This window comes from Streptomyces echinoruber (assembly GCF_014651135.1).
Classification (GTDB): Bacteria; Actinomycetota; Actinomycetes; order Streptomycetales; family Streptomycetaceae; genus Streptomyces; species Streptomyces echinoruber.
Genome location: NZ_BMWH01000018.1, coordinates 47,734 through 65,216 on the forward strand (window position 1 = coordinate 47,734; position 17,483 = coordinate 65,216).

At 74.0% G+C, this 17,483-nt stretch carries 15 protein-coding genes and 1 pseudogene; 7 read left to right on the forward strand and 9 right to left on the reverse strand.

Going from position 1 to position 17,483, the window contains the following annotated elements; genetic code table 11:
• The first annotated feature begins 368 nt into the window (after positions 1 to 368).
• Positions 369 to 1,865, forward strand: a complete 1,497-nt coding sequence (locus IE225_RS20465) for an oligopeptide:H+ symporter (RefSeq protein ID WP_190059033.1) — start codon at positions 369 to 371, stop codon at positions 1,863 to 1,865.
• A 627-nt stretch (positions 1,866 to 2,492) separates the two neighbouring features.
• On the opposite strand, the gene IE225_RS20470 is transcribed toward IE225_RS20465, so the two are convergent.
• The 3 genes and pseudogenes from IE225_RS20470 to IE225_RS20475 all read right to left on the reverse strand — a co-directional run bounded on the left by IE225_RS20470 (position 2,493) and on the right by IE225_RS20475 (position 4,124).
• Positions 2,493 to 3,023: an ATP-binding protein gene (locus IE225_RS20470; RefSeq protein ID WP_190059119.1), complete on the reverse strand. Its 531-nt coding sequence runs from the start codon at positions 3,021 to 3,023 to the stop codon at positions 2,493 to 2,495.
• Between the two features lie 192 nt (positions 3,024 to 3,215).
• A pseudogene (locus tag IE225_RS34245) lies at positions 3,216 to 3,329 on the reverse strand (ATP-binding protein); the annotation flags it as partial.
• A gap of 417 nt (positions 3,330 to 3,746) precedes the next feature.
• On the reverse strand, positions 3,747 to 4,124 hold the full coding sequence (locus IE225_RS20475) for an STAS domain-containing protein (RefSeq protein WP_190059034.1): 378 nt from the start codon (positions 4,122 to 4,124) through the stop codon (positions 3,747 to 3,749).
• A 237-nt stretch (positions 4,125 to 4,361) separates the two neighbouring features.
• On the opposite strand from IE225_RS20475, the gene IE225_RS20480 reads away from it, so the two are divergent.
• The gene (locus IE225_RS20480; protein WP_190059035.1) at positions 4,362 to 5,333 is read left to right on the forward strand and encodes an RNA polymerase sigma factor SigF; all 972 of its coding nucleotides are present in this window, start codon (positions 4,362 to 4,364) and stop codon (positions 5,331 to 5,333) included.
• Positions 5,334 to 5,556: 223 nt separating this feature from the next.
• Positions 5,557 to 7,164 (forward strand): RICIN domain-containing protein, encoded by a 1,608-nt coding sequence (locus IE225_RS20485; protein ID WP_190059036.1) that lies wholly within the window; start codon positions 5,557 to 5,559, stop codon positions 7,162 to 7,164.
• A gap of 52 nt (positions 7,165 to 7,216) precedes the next feature.
• On the opposite strand, the gene hutI is transcribed toward IE225_RS20485, so the two are convergent.
• Genes hutI through hutU form a run of 4 tightly spaced genes read right to left on the reverse strand, consistent with a single transcriptional unit; the run spans position 7,217 to position 12,706 of the window.
• On the reverse strand, positions 7,217 to 8,434 hold the full coding sequence (hutI, locus tag IE225_RS20490) for an imidazolonepropionase (protein ID WP_190059037.1): 1,218 nt from the start codon (positions 8,432 to 8,434) through the stop codon (positions 7,217 to 7,219).
• 35 nt (positions 8,435 to 8,469) lie between these two features.
• Entirely contained in the window at positions 8,470 to 9,831 is a 1,362-nt protein-coding gene (locus tag IE225_RS20495) for a formimidoylglutamate deiminase (RefSeq protein WP_190059038.1), read from the reverse strand.
• Complete coding sequence (locus IE225_RS20500) at positions 9,828 to 11,045, reverse strand: allantoate amidohydrolase (RefSeq protein ID WP_190059039.1); 1,218 nt, start codon at positions 11,043 to 11,045, stop codon at positions 9,828 to 9,830. The genes IE225_RS20495 and IE225_RS20500 overlap by 4 nt, the downstream gene beginning before the upstream one ends.
• Positions 11,042 to 12,706: a urocanate hydratase gene (hutU, locus tag IE225_RS20505; RefSeq protein ID WP_190059040.1), complete on the reverse strand. Its 1,665-nt coding sequence runs from the start codon at positions 12,704 to 12,706 to the stop codon at positions 11,042 to 11,044. Before hutU ends, IE225_RS20500 begins: the two co-directional genes overlap by 4 nt.
• A gap of 633 nt (positions 12,707 to 13,339) precedes the next feature.
• Between hutU and IE225_RS20510 the strand changes: the two genes are divergently transcribed.
• From IE225_RS20510 to IE225_RS20525, 4 genes are read left to right on the forward strand one after another with little or no spacing between them, the layout of a single operon-like run.
• On the forward strand, positions 13,340 to 13,738 hold the full coding sequence (locus tag IE225_RS20510; protein ID WP_190059041.1) for a hypothetical protein: 399 nt from the start codon (positions 13,340 to 13,342) through the stop codon (positions 13,736 to 13,738).
• Entirely contained in the window at positions 13,735 to 14,547 is an 813-nt protein-coding gene (locus IE225_RS20515; protein WP_190059042.1) for a transcriptional regulator, read from the forward strand. The genes IE225_RS20510 and IE225_RS20515 overlap by 4 nt, the downstream gene beginning before the upstream one ends.
• Before the next feature lie 37 nt (positions 14,548 to 14,584).
• Positions 14,585 to 15,187, forward strand: coding sequence for a roadblock/LC7 domain-containing protein (locus tag IE225_RS20520; protein WP_190059043.1), 603 nt, complete (start codon positions 14,585 to 14,587; stop codon positions 15,185 to 15,187).
• Between the two features lie 16 nt (positions 15,188 to 15,203).
• Positions 15,204 to 15,578, forward strand: coding sequence for a roadblock/LC7 domain-containing protein (locus IE225_RS20525; protein ID WP_190059044.1), 375 nt, complete (start codon positions 15,204 to 15,206; stop codon positions 15,576 to 15,578).
• A 10-nt stretch (positions 15,579 to 15,588) separates the two neighbouring features.
• Here IE225_RS20525 and IE225_RS20530 read toward each other — a convergent pair whose 3' ends face one another.
• Both IE225_RS20530 and IE225_RS20535 read right to left on the reverse strand, forming a co-directional pair.
• Positions 15,589 to 16,170 (reverse strand): hypothetical protein, encoded by a 582-nt coding sequence (locus IE225_RS20530; protein WP_190059045.1) that lies wholly within the window; start codon positions 16,168 to 16,170, stop codon positions 15,589 to 15,591.
• A gap of 279 nt (positions 16,171 to 16,449) precedes the next feature.
• The gene (locus IE225_RS20535) at positions 16,450 to 17,295 is read right to left on the reverse strand and encodes a MurR/RpiR family transcriptional regulator (RefSeq protein WP_190059046.1); all 846 of its coding nucleotides are present in this window, start codon (positions 17,293 to 17,295) and stop codon (positions 16,450 to 16,452) included.
• Positions 17,296 to 17,483 lie beyond the last annotated feature (188 nt).

A 17,483-nucleotide genomic window follows, 5' to 3' on the forward strand; every position in this document is an offset into this window, starting at 1 on the left:
TCGCCCGGCTGTCCCCGCAGGCCCGGTCAGTACCAGGGCACCGGAGATGTCATCCTGGTGTTGACCATGGAAAGCTTCGCCGCGGCTCCTTCTTACCTTGTGATCCGCGTCTCAATTGCTTCCAAACCCACCCGTATCCTGCCCTATGGTGAATAAAAACTTGTGAGCACCGCGCGGACCTTTGGCGGCCGTTCGACGCCGAAGGTCCCTTTTGTGTGCGGGCTGGTTCTCTCCCAGCCCTCGAATGGAATGCCCCGTGGCGGTCGGCGCCCTCGCCCAGCGACGCGCGGAGACGGATGCCCGGCCGACCTCCCCCCACCGGGCGCGCGACCCACCCCGCCGCGCGTCCCGACCAGCAAGGAACGACCATGGCGACCAGCCTGACGAAGGACTCGGTCCGGCCGGACACTCCCGGTTCCGGAAAGACCTTCTTCGGCCACCCCCGCGGCTTGGCCACTCTCTTCATGACCGAGATGTGGGAGCGCTTCTCCTACTACGGCATGAAGGCTCTCCTCCCGCTGTACCTGGTGGCACCGGGCGGCCTGCACATGAGCGGCACCGCCGCGACCGCCATCTACTCGGTGTACCTGTCCCTGGTGTACCTGCTCACCCTGCCGGGCGGCTGGTTCGCCGACCGTGTCCTCGGTCCCCGCCGGACGGTCGCCGTGGCGGGCACGGTCATCATGCTCGGCCACCTGACGCTGGCCCTGCCCACCGCCGGCACCTTCTTCGCCGGCCTCGGCCTCGTCGCCATCGGCTCCGGCCTGCTGAAGGCCAACATCTCCACGATGGTCGGCCACCTCTACGACGGCCCGCAGGACCCGCGCCGGGACGGCGGCTTCACGCTGTTCTACATCGGCATCAACCTGGGCGCCTTCGCCGCTCCGCTGGTCATCGGCACCGTCGGCGAGAACTACAACTGGCACCTGGGCTTCGCGCTCGCCGCGCTGGGCATGGCCCTGGGCCTCGGCCAGTTCCTGCTCGGCACCCGCCACCTGAGCTCCCGCTCGGACGTCGTGCCGACCCCGCTGTCCGCCGCGGAGAAGACGGCGGTGCTGCGCAAGTCCGCGCTGTGGGCGGCCGTCGCCGCGGTCTTCTACACGATCGTCGCCTTCTCCGGCGTCTACACCCTGAACTGGGTGCTGGTCCCGATCACCGTGGCCGGCCTGGTCATCCCCGTGCTGGTCATCGCCCGCATCAAGCGGGACAAGGAGCTCAACGGCGCCGAGCAGGCCAAGATGACGGCGTACATCTGGTTCTTCGTGGCCGCGGCCGCGTTCTGGATGATCTACGACCAGGGCGGCTCGACCGTGTCGCTGTTCGCCGAGAAGTCGGCCGACAACAGCGTCCTCGGCTGGGAGTTCCCGGTCTCCTGGTACCAGTCCGTCAACCCGGTCATGATCATGGCGCTGGCCCCGGTCTTCGCCTGGCTGTGGGTGGCGCTGGCGCGGCGCGGCAAGGAGCCGAGCACCGCGGTGAAGTTCGCGCTGGGCCTGCTGCTGATCGGCGTGTCCTTCTTCCTCTTCCTCGCGCCGCTGTCCATCGCCGACGGCGGGCACAAGGCGGCCGCGCTGTGGCTGGTGGCGATCTACTTCGTGCAGACCGTCGGCGAGCTGACGCTCTCCCCGGTCGGCCTGTCCGTCACCACCAAGATGGCGCCCGCCAAGTACGCCTCCCAGATGATGGGCGTCTGGTTCCTCGCCGTCACCGCCGGTGACGCCACCACCGGCCTGCTCTCCATCGCCGGCGTCGACCTCAACAAGACGGGCATCGTCGCCCTCGAGGCCGTCCTCGCCGTCGTCGCGGGCGGCGCGGTGTGGCTGTACCGGCGCAAGGTGAAGGAGCTCATGGGCGACGTGCACTGATCCGCACCACGTGCGCCGACGTGCGCCGACGTCCTCGTACGTCCGCGCCAAGGGCCGCCGCACCCCGGGGTGCGGCGGCCCTTCGGCGTACGGGCCCGGTCACCTCGCCTCCGGCGGCGCGCCGGACGGGACCGTGGAGGTACGGCCGGGACGGGCCGTGGGGGTACGGCCGGGCCCCGGCGGGAGACCCCGGCGGGAGAGTCGACGGGATGACCGGGACGACCGGGACGACCCGGAGGGCGGGAGAACCGGCGGAACGACCGGAGGGAACCGGCGGGAAGGCCGGAACCCGATGGGAGACAGATGGGAAGACCGGTGAGGAAACCCGGCGAGGAAGGCAGGCGGGGAAAAACCGGCGGGAAAGGAAAGCGTGGCGTGCGCCGGAGCGTTACCGGTGCGGCGGGGCGCGGTGAGCGCGTGGAAGCGGCACGGTGGGCACGGGGTGGCAGCGCGGTGGACGCGTGGTGGCAGCGCGGTCGGCGCGGCAGCCGGTCCGGGGAAGCGGCGCGGCCGGCCCGAGGAAACAGCGCGGCCGGCCCGAGGAAACAGCGCGGCCGGCCCGAGGAAACAGCGCGGCCGGCGCGAGGAAACAGCGCGGCCGGCGCGAGGAAGCGGCGTGGTCGGCCGTTACGCGGGTGCGCCCAGTTCCGCCCACACCGTCTTGCCGGTGACGCCGGGGGTGCGGACCACGCCCCAGTCCAGGCACAGCCGCTGCACGATGAACATGCCGTGGCCGCCGGGCCGCCCGGCGCGGTGCGGGGTGCGCGGGGCGGGCTGGCCGGTGCCGCGGTCGGTCACCTCGATGCGGATGACCTTGTTGTCGCAGGTGAGCCCCAGCGCGTCCGGGCCGCCGGCGTGCAGGCAGGCGTTGGTGACGAGTTCGGAGACGACGAGCAGGACGTCCTCGGCGGCCGCCCGCTGGTCCGCGCCGGCCGCGGGCAGCCAGCCCCAGTCGTAGAGCGCCTGGCGGGTGAAGTCACGGGCGAGGGGAACGACCCCGCTCTCGTCGTCGAAGCTGAGCCGGCGCACCTGACGCCCTCGCCCTTCCGGCACCGCGGCCTCCCCCCCGGAGCCGCCTTCCGGGCGCTCCGCACCACCACTGCGACCACTTTCACGCGGCGCACCGGCCGGTCGTGCCGCGCCGCCTTCCACCGTCACGTCCGGCGTCCCGGCACCGCGCGTCGCCCCGGCACCGCGCGCCGCCCCGCCGGCGGTCTCCTCCGGCGTGCCCCCGGTGCCGCCCGGCACTTCCGCGGTCTCCTTGGGCGCGGTCGCACCCGGCGCCGCGGCCAGGGCGGCGCCCGCCGCGGGCACCGGGGCCGCGCCGGGCTGCCCGGAGGTCCCTGCGCCGGGCACTCCGCCGTCGGGCGTCCCGGCCGCCGCCGCGCCCGCCCCGGACGCCCTGGAAGCGCCGCTGGGCTCCGGGCGGCGGTCGCCCGGCGAGTAGGGCCGGGTGGTGCTCATCAGCGCTTCACCTCACCGATTCACCAGTTCACGATCGAACGTCACTGTCAGGAACACCGTCGGTGCGCCGAGGGGCGGTGTCCCTGCCGCCGGTCGGGCCGACATGCTCAGCATGTCTCCTGCCCGACCGTTCGGGGGGAACACCCCCGGATTGCGCCCCCGTGCATCCATACATCCGTATGGCCGGAACGGCACCCCGGGACCGGCGGGAACCCGCGGGCCGTGGGCGCCGCAAAAGCCCCGGAAACCGCAGAGCGAAACCCCCGAAACCCCCGAAACCCCCGAAAGCCCCGGAGAGCCGGGGAAGCCGTACGCCGGGGAAGCCGTACGAGGCCGTGGGCGCCGGGAGCGTCGCGCGCCGCCGGGCGGGCGCCTCGCACCGGGGCGGCACCGGGACTCGCCAGGACTCACCGGGACTCATCCGGTCTCGTCGGCCAGGGCGTCCTCAAGGGTGTCGTGGACGGTGAAGACGGCTTCCGCCCCCGTGATCTCGAACACCCGCGCCACCACCGGCTGCATGCCCACCAGGGTCACTCCGCCCCCCAGGGACTCGGCCTTCAGGCGCGCTCCGAGCAGTACGTTCAGCCCGGTGGAGTCGCAGAACTCCAGACGCGAGCAGTCCACGACGAGCCGCGCCTGCCCCTTGGCGAGGCAGTCGTCCAGTGGTTCGCGCAACAGGTCGGCGGTGTGGTGGTCCAGCTCACCCGCCGGGGTCACGACGACACTGGATCCCTCTTGCCGCACCTCCACCAGAAGCCGGCCCGACTGTGCGCTGCCGACCGTCCCGCGGTCCATGCCGTCTCTCTCCCGAGGTCGTGGCTGCTGACTGACGCCCTCGAACACTACGCCTTCCGTTCGCGCTCCGACAGCCGAACATCCCCCAGGAAACGGGCATAGGCGCCCAGAGCGCACTTGCCACCGGCTCAGGGAAGCGGGTAGGGCTAGTAGGGACCCGTACCCGACACGGCCGGCTTTGGAGGCGCCGCACACCGCAGTGCACGCACTGGCTTCGGCAGCCATATGCCGAGAACGATGGAGGACATCATGTCATCCCGGCTCGACGCATCGCATACCCAGAGGGATACCCGCCGGGAAGCGTCGACACCCTTTCCGCACCGTCCGGATCCCTTCGAGCTGCAGGACGAGCTGCAGGACGCAGACGACACAGGCGCCGAGCGGGACCTTGCCGAGGACGGCATCCTCGCCGGCCTCCCGGAGATCCCCCCGTACGACGAAGTGGCCCCCGACGACGCGCGGGCCCTTTCCAAGACCCTCTTCCAGCGGCTGGAGGTACTCGAGGAGGGCACCCACGAGTACTCCTACGTCCGCAACACCCTCGTCGAACTCAATCTCGCCCTCGTCAAGTTCGCGGCCTCCCGCTTCCGCTCCCGCAGCGAGCCCATGGAGGACATCGTCCAGGTCGGCACCATCGGCCTGATCAAGGCGATCGACCGCTTCGAACTCTCCCGCGGTGTGGAGTTCCCCACCTTCGCGATGCCCACCATCATCGGGGAGATCAAGCGCTTCTTCCGCGACACCTCCTGGTCGGTGCGCGTCCCGCGCCGGCTGCAGGAGCTGCGCCTGGACCTGGCCAAGGCCGGTGACGAACTGGCGCAGCAGCTGGACCGCGCCCCGACCGTCGCGGAGCTGGCCGAGCGCCTGGGCATCACCGGCGACGAGGTCGTCGAGGGCATGGCGGCGGCCAACGCCTACACCGCCAGCTCCCTGGACGCGCAGCCCGACGAGGACGACTCCGAGGGCGCGCTCGCCGACCGCATCGGCTACGAGGACCACGGTCTGGAAGGCATCGAGTACATCGAGTCGCTCAAGCCGCTCATCGCCGGCCTGTCGCCGCGCGACCGCAGGATCCTCTCCCTGCGTTTCGTGGCGGGCATGACCCAGTCGGAGATCGGCGAGGAGCTCGGCATCTCCCAGATGCACGTCTCCCGTCTGCTGTCGCGGACGCTGATCCGGCTGCGCAAGGGGCTGACGGTCGAGGAGTGATCCCCGTCCCGTTCCTGCCGGTTTCTCCGGACCGGCGGGGGCGGCCCGGTGTTCTTCCGGGCCGCCCCCGGCCGTTTCTTTCTCAACCGTCTCGGGGTTACCGGTAGAAACTCTTTTCTCACCGGCCACTTTCCCCCACCATGGTCCCTCCTCCCGCCGGTCTGTCAGGAAGCGGCGAACGGCGTCAACGGAGACGGCACCTCAGGAGGAGGCAAGGGGGAACATGGCTCACGCCGAGGGGTCCGACAACGGTGTCGGCACCGGACGCGGCAGCGGCATGCACGCGGAAGCACCCGACGTGCGCCTGATCGAACTGCTGCGCGCCCGCACGCCCACCGTCTATCCGGCGCTGCGGGAACTGCGGTTAAGGCACCGGTCCGCGGTGCTGGCGCTGGCCCGCACATGCGCGACGAGCGAGGCGACGGCACGGCAGCTGGCGGCGCAGGTGTTCACCATGGCCGCCCGCCGCGCCGCGCGCGGCACCGAGCCGCGGGTGCCCGTCCGGCTGGACCTGCTGCTGCTCACGGTGCGGCTGGCCGCGGCGTGGGCGAAGGACCCGCGGACGGCCGGCGGCCTGGATCCGGCGCTGCTGCTGGTGCTGAACGCGGCCGGCCCGGCCGGCCCCGTCCCGCCGCTGCTCGCCGCGTTCGAGTCCCTGCCCACCCGGGACCAGGGCCTGATCTGGTACGGCGTGGTGGACCGGGAGCCGGAGGAGCGCACGGCCACCTTCCTCGGCCTGACCCGCGCGGATGTCCTCTTCGGCACCGAGCCGGCGCTGCAGGCACTGGCCCAGGCCTGCCTGCGGATCCGGCTCGCCGCCTCCGACGACCCGCGCTGCGGCGACTTCCGCCGGCTGATCGAGGAGGCGGTACGGCCGGACGCGCCCCGGCACAGCACCGACCTGCACGCGCACATGGCGCACTGCCCGCACTGCACCGCCGCCCACGCGGAGCTGTCCGCCCTGCGGGACGACCCGCGCACCACGCTCGCCGAGGGCCTGCTGCCGTGGGGCGGTGCCTCCTACACCCGGCAGACCACCGCCGCCGCGCCGGAACCGCCCGGCCAAGTGGCGCGGGCCGCCGTCCGCCTGGGCCGCGCCGCCCGCCGCGGCGCGGGCGGCACCCGGGCCTGGCCGCCGCCCCGGCGCTACGTGATCGCCTCGACCGCCGTGGGCGTGGTCGTCCCGCTCGTGCTGTGCCTGCTGCTCACCGGGGGCTCGCGCGACCAGCGCGCGGCGGCCCCGGCGGCGCCCGCGCCCGGCACCCCGTCGGTCACGGTCACCGAGACGCTGCCCCCGCCGACGTCCCGGCCGCCGTCCCCCTCCCCCACGTCCGCCTCCCCGTCGCCGACGCGCACCTCCGCCCCGCCGCGCCGCACGGCCCGCCCGCGCCCCACGCCCACGCCCACGCCCTCCCCGGTGCGCCCGCCCGGCGGCACCTCCGCCCAGGTGGTGAACGTCGCCACGGGCCGCTGCCTGGACGTGGCCGGTGACTTCGACAACGGCACCGACGTGCGCACCGCGCCCTGCTCCTCCTCCCCCACCCAGCGCTGGCGCGTCGACTCCGTGCGCGGGGTGCTGGTCTCCTCCGCCGACCCGGACTTCTGCCTGGACAGCCGCGGTGACGTGGACAAGGGCGTGGGGATCTGGCAGTGCTCCTCACTGAACGGCGACCACGCGGTGAACCTGCAGTTCGTGGTGGACGACGACGGGGTCGTCCGGCCCGCGATCGCCATCGAGACGGCGCTGACCCCGGACGAGGACGGGGACGGGCTGTCGCTGGAGCCGCTGACCGGGGGCGCGGGGCAGCGGTGGCGGGCCGGACGGGCGTGAGCACGCCCGGGTGACGAAGCCGGTCGGCCGGCCCCCCGCCCGCTTATACGACTTATACGACGCGCTCGCCGCCCTGCCAGACTTGCGTGACCAGGGGCACGCCCGGACGGTAGGCGAGGTGGACGTGGCTGGGGGCGTCCAGGACGAGGAGGTCGGCCCGGGCGCCGGGGGCGAGGCGGCCGACGTCGGTGCGGCGCAGGGCCGCGGCACCGCCGGCCGTGGCCGACCAGACCGCCTCGTCCGGCGTCATGCCCATGTCCCGCACGGCGAGCGCGATGCAGAACGGCATCGACGAGGTGAACGACGACCCCGGGTTGCAGTCGGTGGACAGGGCCACGGTGACGCCCGCGTCGAGCAGGCGGCGGGCGTCGGGCCACTCGGCGCGGGTGGAGAACTCGGCGCCGGGCAGGAGGGTGGCGACGGTGCGGCTGTTCGCCAGCGCGTCCACGTCCGCGTCCGTCAGGTGGGTGCAGTGGTCGGCGCTGGCCGCGTCGAGTTCGACGGCGAGCCGGACGCCGGGGCCGTGGGTGAGCTGGTTGGCGTGGATGCGGAGCTGCAGGCCCCGCTGTCTGCCCGCGGTGAGGATGGCGCGGGCCTGGTCGCCGTCGAAGGCGCCCTTCTCGCAGAAGACGTCGATCCAGCGGGCGTGCGGCGCGCAGGCGTCGAGCATCGCTCCGGTGACGAGGTCCACGTAGCCGGCCGGGTCGTCGGCGTACTCGGGGGGGACCACGTGCGCGCCGAGGTAGGTGACTTCCTCGGTGTGGCGGGCGGCCAGGCGCAGGGCGCGGGCCTCGTCCTCGACGGTGAGGCCGTAGCCGGACTTCGTCTCCAGCGTGGTGGTGCCCTGGCGGAGGGCCTCGTGCCGGTAGCGCAGGAGGTTGGCCTCCAGTTCCGCGTCGGTGGCGGCGCGGGTGGCGGCGACGGTGGTGCGGATGCCGCCCGCGGTGTAGGGGCGGCCGGACATACGGGCGTGGAACTCCTCGGTGCGGTCGCCGGCGAAGACCAGGTGGGAGTGGGAGTCGACGAAGCCCGGGAGCACCGCCCGGCCCTGGACGTCGACCCGATTGTCAGTGGCGGGTGCTTTCCTGGAGGAACCGGTCCACACGACGCGGTCGCCTTCGACGACGACGGCCGCGTCCCGGACCAGACCGAGGGGGGAACTTCCCCCACTCTCGAACGTGCTCGAGCGGGGGGACCCCCAGCCGAGGGAGGGGTCGTTGGTGACCAGCGTGGCGATGTTGGTGATGAGGGTGCTGGTGCTGCTGCTCATGGCGTCCTCGGGGGTGGCCGGGGCGGGGAGGGGGGTCAGGCCCGCAGGGCCTCGATGGCGTCGGCCAGGGCCCGCGGCACGTCGGGCACGAGGGTGTGCGCCCCGTCCCGCACGACGTGCCGCCCGCCCACGACCGTGTGCCGCACGTCCGCGGCCGTCGCGGCGAATACGGCCGTCTCGGCGCCGAGATGCGGCGGGGCGCCCGCGGTCCTGACCGAGTCCAGCGCGATCGTCGTGAAGTCGGCGAGGGCACCGGCCCGGAGGGTGCCCGCCTCCGTCCAGCCGAGCGCGGCGTGCCCGGCCTCGGTGGCCGCGTACAGCAGGTCGGACGCCGTCCAGTGGCCGCGGGTGCGGGTGCGCAACCGCTCGTCGAGTTCCATGGCGCGGGCCTCTTCGAGCAGGTCGATCACGGCGTGGCTGTCGGAGCCCAGACACAGAGAGGAGCCGGCCCGCTGCAGGGCGGCGGCGGGTCCGATGCCGTCGGCCAGGTCGCGTTCGGTGGTCGGGCACATGCAGGTGCCGGTGCCGGAGGTGCCGATCAGGGCGATGTCCTCGTCCGTCAGGTGTGTGTTGTGCACGCCCGTGGTGAGCGGGCCCAGCACCCCGTGGTCGGCGAGGAGCTGCGTGGGCGTGCGGCCGTGGGCGGCACGGCAGGCGTCGTTCTCCGCGGTCTGCTCGGACAGGTGCACGTGCAGCGGGGCCCGCCGGTCCCGCGCCCACCGCGCCACCGTCGCCAGCTGCGGCGCGGGCACCGCCCGCACGGAGTGGATCGCGGCGCCGATCCGCGCGTGGTCCCGTTCCTTGAGAAGTGCACAGCGTTCCGCCCAGTTCTCCGCGGTGCCGTCCGAGAAGCGGAGCTGGTGGCGGGTGGGCGGCTCGCCGAAGCCGGAGGACAAGTAGCAGGTGTCGAGGAGGGTGATGCGGATGCCGGCTTCGGCGGCGGCCGCGATCAGGGCCTCGCCCATCGCGTTGGGGTCGGCGTAGCGCGTGCCGTCCGGGGCGTGGTGGACGTAGTGGAACTCGCCGACGGCGGTGATGCCGGCGAGGGCCATCTCGGCGTACACCGCGCGGGCGAGGGCGTGGTAGGTGTCCGGGGTCAGCCGGCGGGCCGTCGCGTACATCACCTCGCGCCAGGTCCAGAAGGTGCCGGAGCCGACCTGGACGGTGCCGCGCAGCGCGCGGTGGAAGGCGTGGCTGTGGGCGTTCGCGAGCCCGGGGACCGTCAGCCCCCGGAGGGGTTCGGCCCCCGGCGGCGGGGCGGGCGTGTCCGTGCGGACGGCCGTGATCCGCCCGTCGGCGGTCTCCAGGGCGACGCCCGGTACGACGCCCCGGTCCTCGAGCCAGGCGTACTCCAGCCAGTAGGTCCGCGGCGGTGTTCCTGTCGTGGTCCCGGTCACCTGCAGGCCAGTCCTTCCAGTACGTCGGCGAGGGCGAGCACCCCGGCCACGCAGTCGTCCTCGGTGGCGTGCTCGGCCGGGGAGTGCGAGACGCCGGTGGGGTTGCGCACGAACAGCATGGCGGTGGGGACGCGTCCGGCGAGGATGCCGGCGTCGTGCCCGGCGCCGGTGCCGAGGACGGGGACCTTCAGACCGGTGTCCTTGCCGAGGATGCGGGCGAGGCGGTCGCGCAGGGCGTGGTCGAACTCGACCACCGGCGTGAAGGACTCGCGGACCACCTCCAGGGCGACGCCGTGGGCGTCGGCGTGCGCGCGGGCCGCCTTCTCGATGCCGGTGACCACGGTGTCGAGGGTGTCCTGCTCGGGGGCGCGGGAGTCGAGCCAGCCGCGCACCAGACGGGGCACGGCGTTGACGCCGTTGGGGGCGACGGAGACCTTGCCGAAGGTGGCGACGGCTCCGGCGCGTTCGGCCTCGCGGCGGGCGGCGAGGACGGTCTCGGCGTAGGGCAGCATCGGGTCGCGGCGGTCGGTCAGCCGGGTGGTGCCGGCGTGGTTGGCCTCGCCGCGGAAGTCGAACCGCCAGCGTCCGTGCGGCCAGATGGCGGAGGCGACGCCCACCGGGTCGCCGGTCAGGTCCAGCGCGCGGCCCTGCTCGACGTGGAGTTCGACGAACGCGCCGATGCGGGCGAGCCGTTCGGGGTCGGGGCCGATGGCGTCGGGGTCGTACCCGGCGGCCGCCATGGCCTGCGGCAGGGTCGTGCCGTCGGCGTCGGTGAGGCGGCGGGCCTGCTCGGCGGTGAGCAGGCCGGCCGTCAGGCGGGAGCCGACGCAGGCGAGGCCGAAGCGGGCGCCCTCCTCGTCGCCGAAGTTGACGATGCCCACCGGGCGGGTGAACTCCGCTGTGCGGGCGCGCAGTTCGTCGAGCGCGGCGAACGCGGAGACCACGCCCAGCGGCCCGTCGAAGGCGCCGCCGTCCGGCACGGAGTCGAGGTGGGAGCCGGTGACGACGGCGTTCCCGGCGGCGGGGTCGCCGAGCCAGGCCCACTGGTTGCCGTTGCGGTCGACCTCGTAGGTCAGGCCCCGCTTCTCGGCCTGTTCCCGGAACCAGGCCCGGCACTCGGCGTCGGCCCCGGTCCAGGCGAAGCGGCGGTAGCCGCCGGTGGCGGAGCTGCGGCCGACGGGGAGCAGCTCCGCCCACATGCTGTGGAATGTCACGCCCGGTCACCCTCGCGCATGGGGATGCGGACGCCGCGCTCCCGGGCGACCCGCTCGGCGGTGTCGTAGCCGGCGTCGACGTGCCGGATGACGCCCATGCCGGGGTCGTTGGTCAGTACGCGGCGGATCTTCTCCCCGGCGAGCGGGGTGCCGTCGGCGACGGTGACCTGCCCGGCGTGGATCGAGCGGCCGATGCCGACGCCGCCGCCGTGGTGGAGGGAGACCCAGGAGGCGCCGGAGGCGACGTTGACCATGGCGTTGAGCAGCGGCCAGTCGGCGATGGCGTCGGAGCCGTCGAGCATGGCCTCGGTCTCGCGGTAGGGGGAGGCGACGGAGCCGCAGTCGAGGTGGTCGCGGCCGATGACGACGGGCGCCTTGAGCTCGCCGCTGGCGACCATGTCGTTGAAGCGTTCGCCGGCCTTGTCGCGTTCGCCGTAGCCGAGCCAGCAGATGCGCGCGGGCAGGCCCTGGAAGTGGACCTTCTCGCCGGCCATGCGGATCCAGCGGGCGAGGGACTCGTTCTCGGGGAACAGCTCCAGCACGGCCCGGTCGGTGGCGGCGATGTCGGCGGGGTCGCCGGACAGGGCGGCCCAGCGGAAGGGGCCCTTGCCCTCGCAGAAGAGGGGGCGGATGTAGGCGGGGACGAAGCCGGGGAAGGCGAACGCCCGCTCGTAGCCGGCGAGTTGGGCCTCGCCGCGGAGGGAGTTGCCGTAGTCGAAGACCTCGGCTCCGGCGTCCTGGAAGCCGACCATGGCCTCGACGTGCCGGGCCATGGACTCGCGGGCGCGGGTGGTGAAGCCGGCCGGGTCCTTGGCGGCGAGGTCGGCCATGTCCTCGAAGGCGACGCCGAGCGGCAGGTAGCTGAGCGGGTCGTGGGCGGAGGTCTGGTCGGTGACGACGTCGACGGGGGCGCCCAGGGCGAGCAGGTGCGGGACGATTTCGGCGGCGTTGCCCAGGATGCCGATGGACAGCGGGCGGCGGGCGTTGCGGGCCTCCTCCGCCAGCCGCAGGGCGTGGTCGAGGTCGTCGGCCCTGACGTCGAGGTAGCGGTGCTCGATGCGGCGGTCGATGGCCCGCGGGTCGCAGTCGACGCAGAGCGCGACGCCGCCGTTCATGGTGACGGCCAGCGGCTGGGCGCCGCCCATGCCGCCGAGGCCGGCGGTGAGGGTGATCGTACCGGCGAGGGAGCCGCCGAACCTCTTCGCGGCGACGGCGGCGAAGGTCTCGTAGGTGCCCTGGAGGATGCCCTGGGTGCCGATGTAGATCCAGGAGCCGGCGGTCATCTGGCCGTACATGGTCAGGCCGAGGGCCTCCAGGCGGCGGAACTCCTCCCAGGTGGCCCAGTCGCCGACCAGGTTGGAGTTGGCGATGAGGACGCGCGGGGCCCACTCGTGGGTCTGCAGGACGCCGACGGGCCGGCCCGACTGGACGAGCATCGTCTCGTCGGCCTTGAGGGTCTTCAGCGTGCGGACCATGGCGTCGAAGGAGGCCCAGTCGCGGGCCGCCTTGCCGGTGCCGCCGTAGACGACGAGCTTGTCGGGGTGCTCGGCGACCTCGGGGTCGAGGTTGTTCTGCAGCATCCGCAGGGCGGCCTCCTGCTGCCATCCCAGGGCGCTCAGTTCCGTGCCGCGCGGTGCTCGGACGGGGCGGGGTCCTGACATGGGGTGCCTCCTCGCGGATGGGGTCCGGCGGATCCGCGGCGAACCGTTCGGCGGGTTCCCGGCGGGTTGCTGCGGCGGGACTGTTGCACTGGATATTCACATCCTGGCTTTATGAATAGAGCTAGTCAATAGCGGTGGGCCGCCCGTGGGCGTGCCGGGGGATGTTCGGCCGGATGCGGAGCAGATGCAGACCGGATGCGGAGCGGATGTGGAGCGGATGCGGAGCGGGGTGCCCGGCAGAGTGGGGTGCCCGGTACTCGAGGCGGGCGCCCGGGCGTCGCAGCGACGGACGGGGACGACGTGAGCCACGCACGCGACGGACACCAGCCCGGGCGGTCTTGAGCGCCGGGCCTCTCCGAGAACAGGGCCTCTCTGAGCGCCAGGCCTTTCTGAGAACCGGGCGGCCACACCCGCGCCGCCGCCACCACCGGCGCGTCCCGTCCGCCCTGCTCACGCCGCCGGACCGGGCAAGGCAGGGCAGCAGGTGACGGGCCGGGCAGGACCCCCAGCCGACCCACCCTAGACTGCCGCGCGCACGTTCCGCCGGAAAATGCCGGAACCTCCACGCGCCGCGCACACCTTCCGTAGTTTCGGGGTCACACAGAAGAACCGCGGGCGGGGAGGGGAAGCACGGTGCCCGGAATCGACGAGTGCTTGCTGGACGCCATGCGGCTGCCCGGGGCCCTGGGTGCGGCGCTGGTGGACTGGACCAGCGGACTGGCCCTGGGCACCGTGGGCGAGGCGCCGGGCGGCGACCACGAGACGACCGCGGCCGAGGCGGCGGAGCTGGCCCGGCTGGCGGCCGAGCACCGGGCGTTCGCGGCCGGTGACGGCGAGGCGGGCGGGCCGCCGGACCCGCCGGTGGAGGACGTGATCGTCAGCAACCGGGACAGCTACCACCTGCTGCGGTTCGTGCCGGCGTCGTTCGACCACACCGTCTTCCTGCACCTGTGGCTGGCCCGCACGGACGGCAACCTGGCCCTGGCCCGGATACGGCTGGGCGAGATGGCCGCACGGCTGGTGCTGGGATGACCGTGGTGACGACGCCTCCCCCGCCCCGCCTGCCCGTCCGGCGCAAGGCGCGACAGGACGCCCGCGGCGCCCTGTCGCCGATGCTGACCCGGCTGGCCGACGAGGGCGCGACCGGCGTCCTGGTGCGCGAGCGGGGCACGCTGCACCTGGTCGAAGGCCGGGTGGTGGACGCCGAGAGCCCGTACGCCCCGGGCATCGACGTACTCCTCACGGCGGGCGGCGCGCTGAACGCGGCGGCCTGGCAGGAGGCGTACGCCGCGACCGGCGGCCCGGCCGGGGCGGCGCGCCGGCTGGTCGACTCCGGCCGGCTGAGCGCGGGGGCGCTGGAGCTGTGCCACCTGGGCGCGCTGTTCGACGCCGCGTACTTCGCGCTGGCGCCGAGCAGCACCCCGGGCCGGTTCCGCTACGGCACCACCGCCCCGCCCGCCGTGCCGCGCGGCATGCCGGTGGCGGTCGTGGAACGCGAGACGCTGCGCCGCCGGGCCCTGCTGCACGGCGTGTGGCCGCACGCCGCGGTCGACGACGCGCCGCTGGTGCGCACCGGCGCCCCGGCGGGCCCCGCGCTGCCGCCCCGCCGCCGCGCGGTGCTGGACCGGGTGGACGGCTCCCGTACGGCCCCGGCCATCGCGCGGGAGCTGGGCCGCCGGGCGTTCGCCACGCTGCTGGACGTCCGGCGCCTGGCGGCGGCCGGACTGGTCGCGCCCGCCCCGGCCGATCCGGCCGACCCGAAGGCGCCGCCCCGGTCCGGGGCCACCGATCCCTACGTCGCGTTGCTGAAGAGGGTCAGGGATGCGCTGGAGGCCCTTTGAACGGCAGCAGACCCGCGCCGAGAGGAGACACCACCTGATGGCAGCCGAGGCCGACGTCCTGGAGGAGTTACGGCTGTTGCGCGCCCGCGTGCCGCAGCTCACCGGCGCCCTCGCGGCCGGTGTGGACGGCCTGGTCATCGCGCACGACGTGCCGGGCATCGACCCGGACGGGCTGGCCGCGCTGACCGCCGCCGCGCTCGGCGTCGCCCTGCGCCTGGCGGACGCCACCGGCCGCGGCGGCTTCCGCGAGGCGCTGGTGCGCGGCACGCGCGGCTACGTCGCCACGTATGCGGCGGGCAGCACCGCCGTGCTGACCCTGGTCGCGCCCGACCGCGTCAACGTCGGCCGCCTCCACCTGGAGGGCCGCCGGGCCGGCGCCCGCATCGGCGAACTCGTCGACGCCGCCGAGGCTCCCCCGGTCTCCCGCGCGGTCCCCCGCGCCCGGCCGGCGCGCACGCCCCGTACCGCCGATCCGTCCACGACCCAGCCCACGACCCAGCCCACGACCCAGCCCACGACCCAGCCCACGACCCAGCCCACGACCCAGCCCACGCCCCAGCCCATGACCCCGCCCATGACCCCGCCCACGACTGCGCGCACCACCAAGCGCCCCACCACCGAAACCACCCTGGAAAGCTGACCGAAAGGACACCGCCATGGCCAACACCGAGACCGCGCTGAAGGAAGCACTCGCCTCGATCGAGGGCGCCACGGGCGTCGCGCTCGTCGACTACACCAGCGGCATGGCGCTGGGCACGATGGGCGGCAGCAAGAGCTTCGACCTCAACGTCGCCGCCGCCGGCAACACCGACGTGATCCGCGCCAAGATGCGCACGATGGAGCACCTGGGCCTGAAGGCCGAGATCGAGGACATCCTGATCACGCTGACCGACCAGTACCACCTGATCCGGCTGCTCACCGGCCGCGGCGGCAACGGCCTCTTCCTCTACCTCGTGCTGGACAGCAAGCGGGCCAACCTGGCGATGGCCCGCCACCAGCTGAAGAAGATCGAGGAGGAGCTGGAGGTGTGACCGCCGGCCCTCACACCAGCGCGGCGGTGCGGCGCCGGGAACCGCCCGGGGCCGCGTCGCCCGCCGCGATGCCGGTGCTGCGGTAGCCCCGGACGGCCTTGCCGGCCGGGCCGCCGCCGGCCCGCAGCCAGTCGACCCGCACCCACAGCAGCACGTCCTCGGCCTTCTCCCGCCGCCCGATCCACGCCGCCTTCACCCACAGCCCGACCCCGGCACCGGCCATCAGCAGGCCGCCCGCGGCGGGCGCGGCGAAGGAGCCGGCCGCGGCGGCGAGGAAGGCGAGCAGCAGCCACCAGCGGTGCCCGCGGCGCCAGGTGCGGACGGTGACCGCCCGGTCCTGCAGCACGTCGTACTTGCCGGCCCGCGTCGCGGACCGCGCCAGGGCGGCGTACCGTCCGCGGCGCGCCAGCGCCACGACGGCGGCGGTGACGAGGAACAGCGCGGCCCCCGCCAGCAGTCCGATCCGGCGGCCGGTCACGCCCGGCACCGCCAGGCCGAGTCCCGCCGCGACCACCCCGAGCCACCACAGCGGCGCGGCCCCGGCCCGTACCACGACGGCCACCCGCGCCAGCCCCTGACCTCCGCGTGCCACGTTCAGCCTCCCGTCCCACGTCTGTGCGACTTCTTCGGTTGGTTGTTCGGGTCCTCAGGGTCCTCAGGTTCTTGGGGAGATCCTGCGGACGGCACGTTAGCGACACAAGGTGAGACGAGTCTGAGAAGAGAAGAAGCGCCGACGGGGCACCCGGGCCGGGGACGCCGGGAAGACCCCGCAGGGGCGTGCCGGTGCCCGAAGGGAAGTCAGTCCACCAAGGAACGTCGGTCTCCGAAGGGACACCAGTCCCCCGAAGGGACACCGGTCCCCGAAGGGGCATCAGTCCACGAACAGCCCGCGCTCGGCCGCCTTCGCGTCGAACTCCTCCAACCGCGCCTGCGCGTCCGGCAGTTCGTCGCACATCGCCTCCAGCAGCACCCGGCCCAGCAGCATGGGCGCGCAGGCGGTGTCGAAAGACAGCGCGGTGCCGACGGCGGCGGGCAGCAGCACGTCGGAGTGCCGGGCGACCGGCGCGAACGCGGAGTCGGCGACGGTGACCACGGTCAGCCCCGCCTGCCTGGCGTGGTCGAGGGCCGCGACGACCTCGCGCGGGTGCCGGGGCAGCGCGAAGCACAGCAGCGCGCTCGCCCCGGCCCGCACGGCCCCGTCGATGCGGTCGTGCAGCATGCTGCCGCCCTCGTGCAGCAGCCGCACGTCCGGGTGGACCTTGGCGGCGAAGTACGCGAAGCCGTACGCCTGGGCGGCCGCCGCGCGCAGCCCGAGCACCGGCAGCGGACGGCTGCCGGCGAGGACGCGGCCCGCCCTGCGCACCGGTGCGGGGTCGGCGAGCGCCTCCGCCAGTTGCCGGAGGTTGTCGATCTCGCTCTCGACGGCCTGCTGGTACTCGTTGGAGGAGCCGGTGTCGGCCGCGGCGGGCTCGGCGGGCGCGACCTCCCGCAGGTGGCGGCGCAGCGCCGGGTAGCCGTCGAAGCCGAGCGCGACGGCGAAGCGGGTCACGGAGGGCTGGCTGACACCGGCGAGTTCGGCGAGCTCGACGCTGGAGAGGAACGGCACGTCGGCGGCGCGCCGCACCATGCTGTGCGCGATGCGCCGCTGGGTCGGGGTGAGCCGGTGCCCCTCGAACAGCGCCTGCAGCCGCGCGGCAGGGCTGTCGTTCGCGCTCATGCCGTCCTTCTCCCTCCGGTCCCTCCCGTTGCCCGTACGGCGCAACGACCGTACGCCGACGGCGAGTCGAACCGCTGCCGCTCCCGCTATTCACACACCGATACGTATGCATACCGTTATACAGCCCGCGGGGCCCGCAGGCCCCCTCTCCGAGAGGGGGGCTAACCCCAGTGCGGGCCGGGGCGGGG

Excerpts from the sequence above, each read along its gene's own strand:
- IE225_RS20465 (WP_190059033.1), top strand. The coding sequence starts at position 369 with ATGGCGACCAGCCTGACGAAGGACTCGGTCCGGCCGGACACTCCCGGT.
- IE225_RS20475 (WP_190059034.1), bottom strand. The coding sequence starts at position 4,124 with ATGGACCGCGGGACGGTCGGCAGCGCACAGTCGGGCCGGCTTCTGGTG.
- IE225_RS20480 (WP_190059035.1), top strand. The coding sequence starts at position 4,362 with ATGGAGGACATCATGTCATCCCGGCTCGACGCATCGCATACCCAGAGG.
- IE225_RS20485 (WP_190059036.1), top strand. The coding sequence starts at position 5,557 with ATGGCTCACGCCGAGGGGTCCGACAACGGTGTCGGCACCGGACGCGGC.
- hutI (WP_190059037.1), bottom strand. The coding sequence starts at position 8,434 with ATGAGCAGCAGCACCAGCACCCTCATCACCAACATCGCCACGCTGGTC.
- hutU (WP_190059040.1), bottom strand. The coding sequence starts at position 12,706 with ATGTCAGGACCCCGCCCCGTCCGAGCACCGCGCGGCACGGAACTGAGC.
- IE225_RS20515 (WP_190059042.1), top strand. The coding sequence starts at position 13,735 with ATGACCGTGGTGACGACGCCTCCCCCGCCCCGCCTGCCCGTCCGGCGC.
- IE225_RS20520 (WP_190059043.1), top strand. The coding sequence starts at position 14,585 with ATGGCAGCCGAGGCCGACGTCCTGGAGGAGTTACGGCTGTTGCGCGCC.
- IE225_RS20525 (WP_190059044.1), top strand. The coding sequence starts at position 15,204 with ATGGCCAACACCGAGACCGCGCTGAAGGAAGCACTCGCCTCGATCGAG.
- IE225_RS20535 (WP_190059046.1), bottom strand. The coding sequence starts at position 17,295 with ATGAGCGCGAACGACAGCCCTGCCGCGCGGCTGCAGGCGCTGTTCGAG.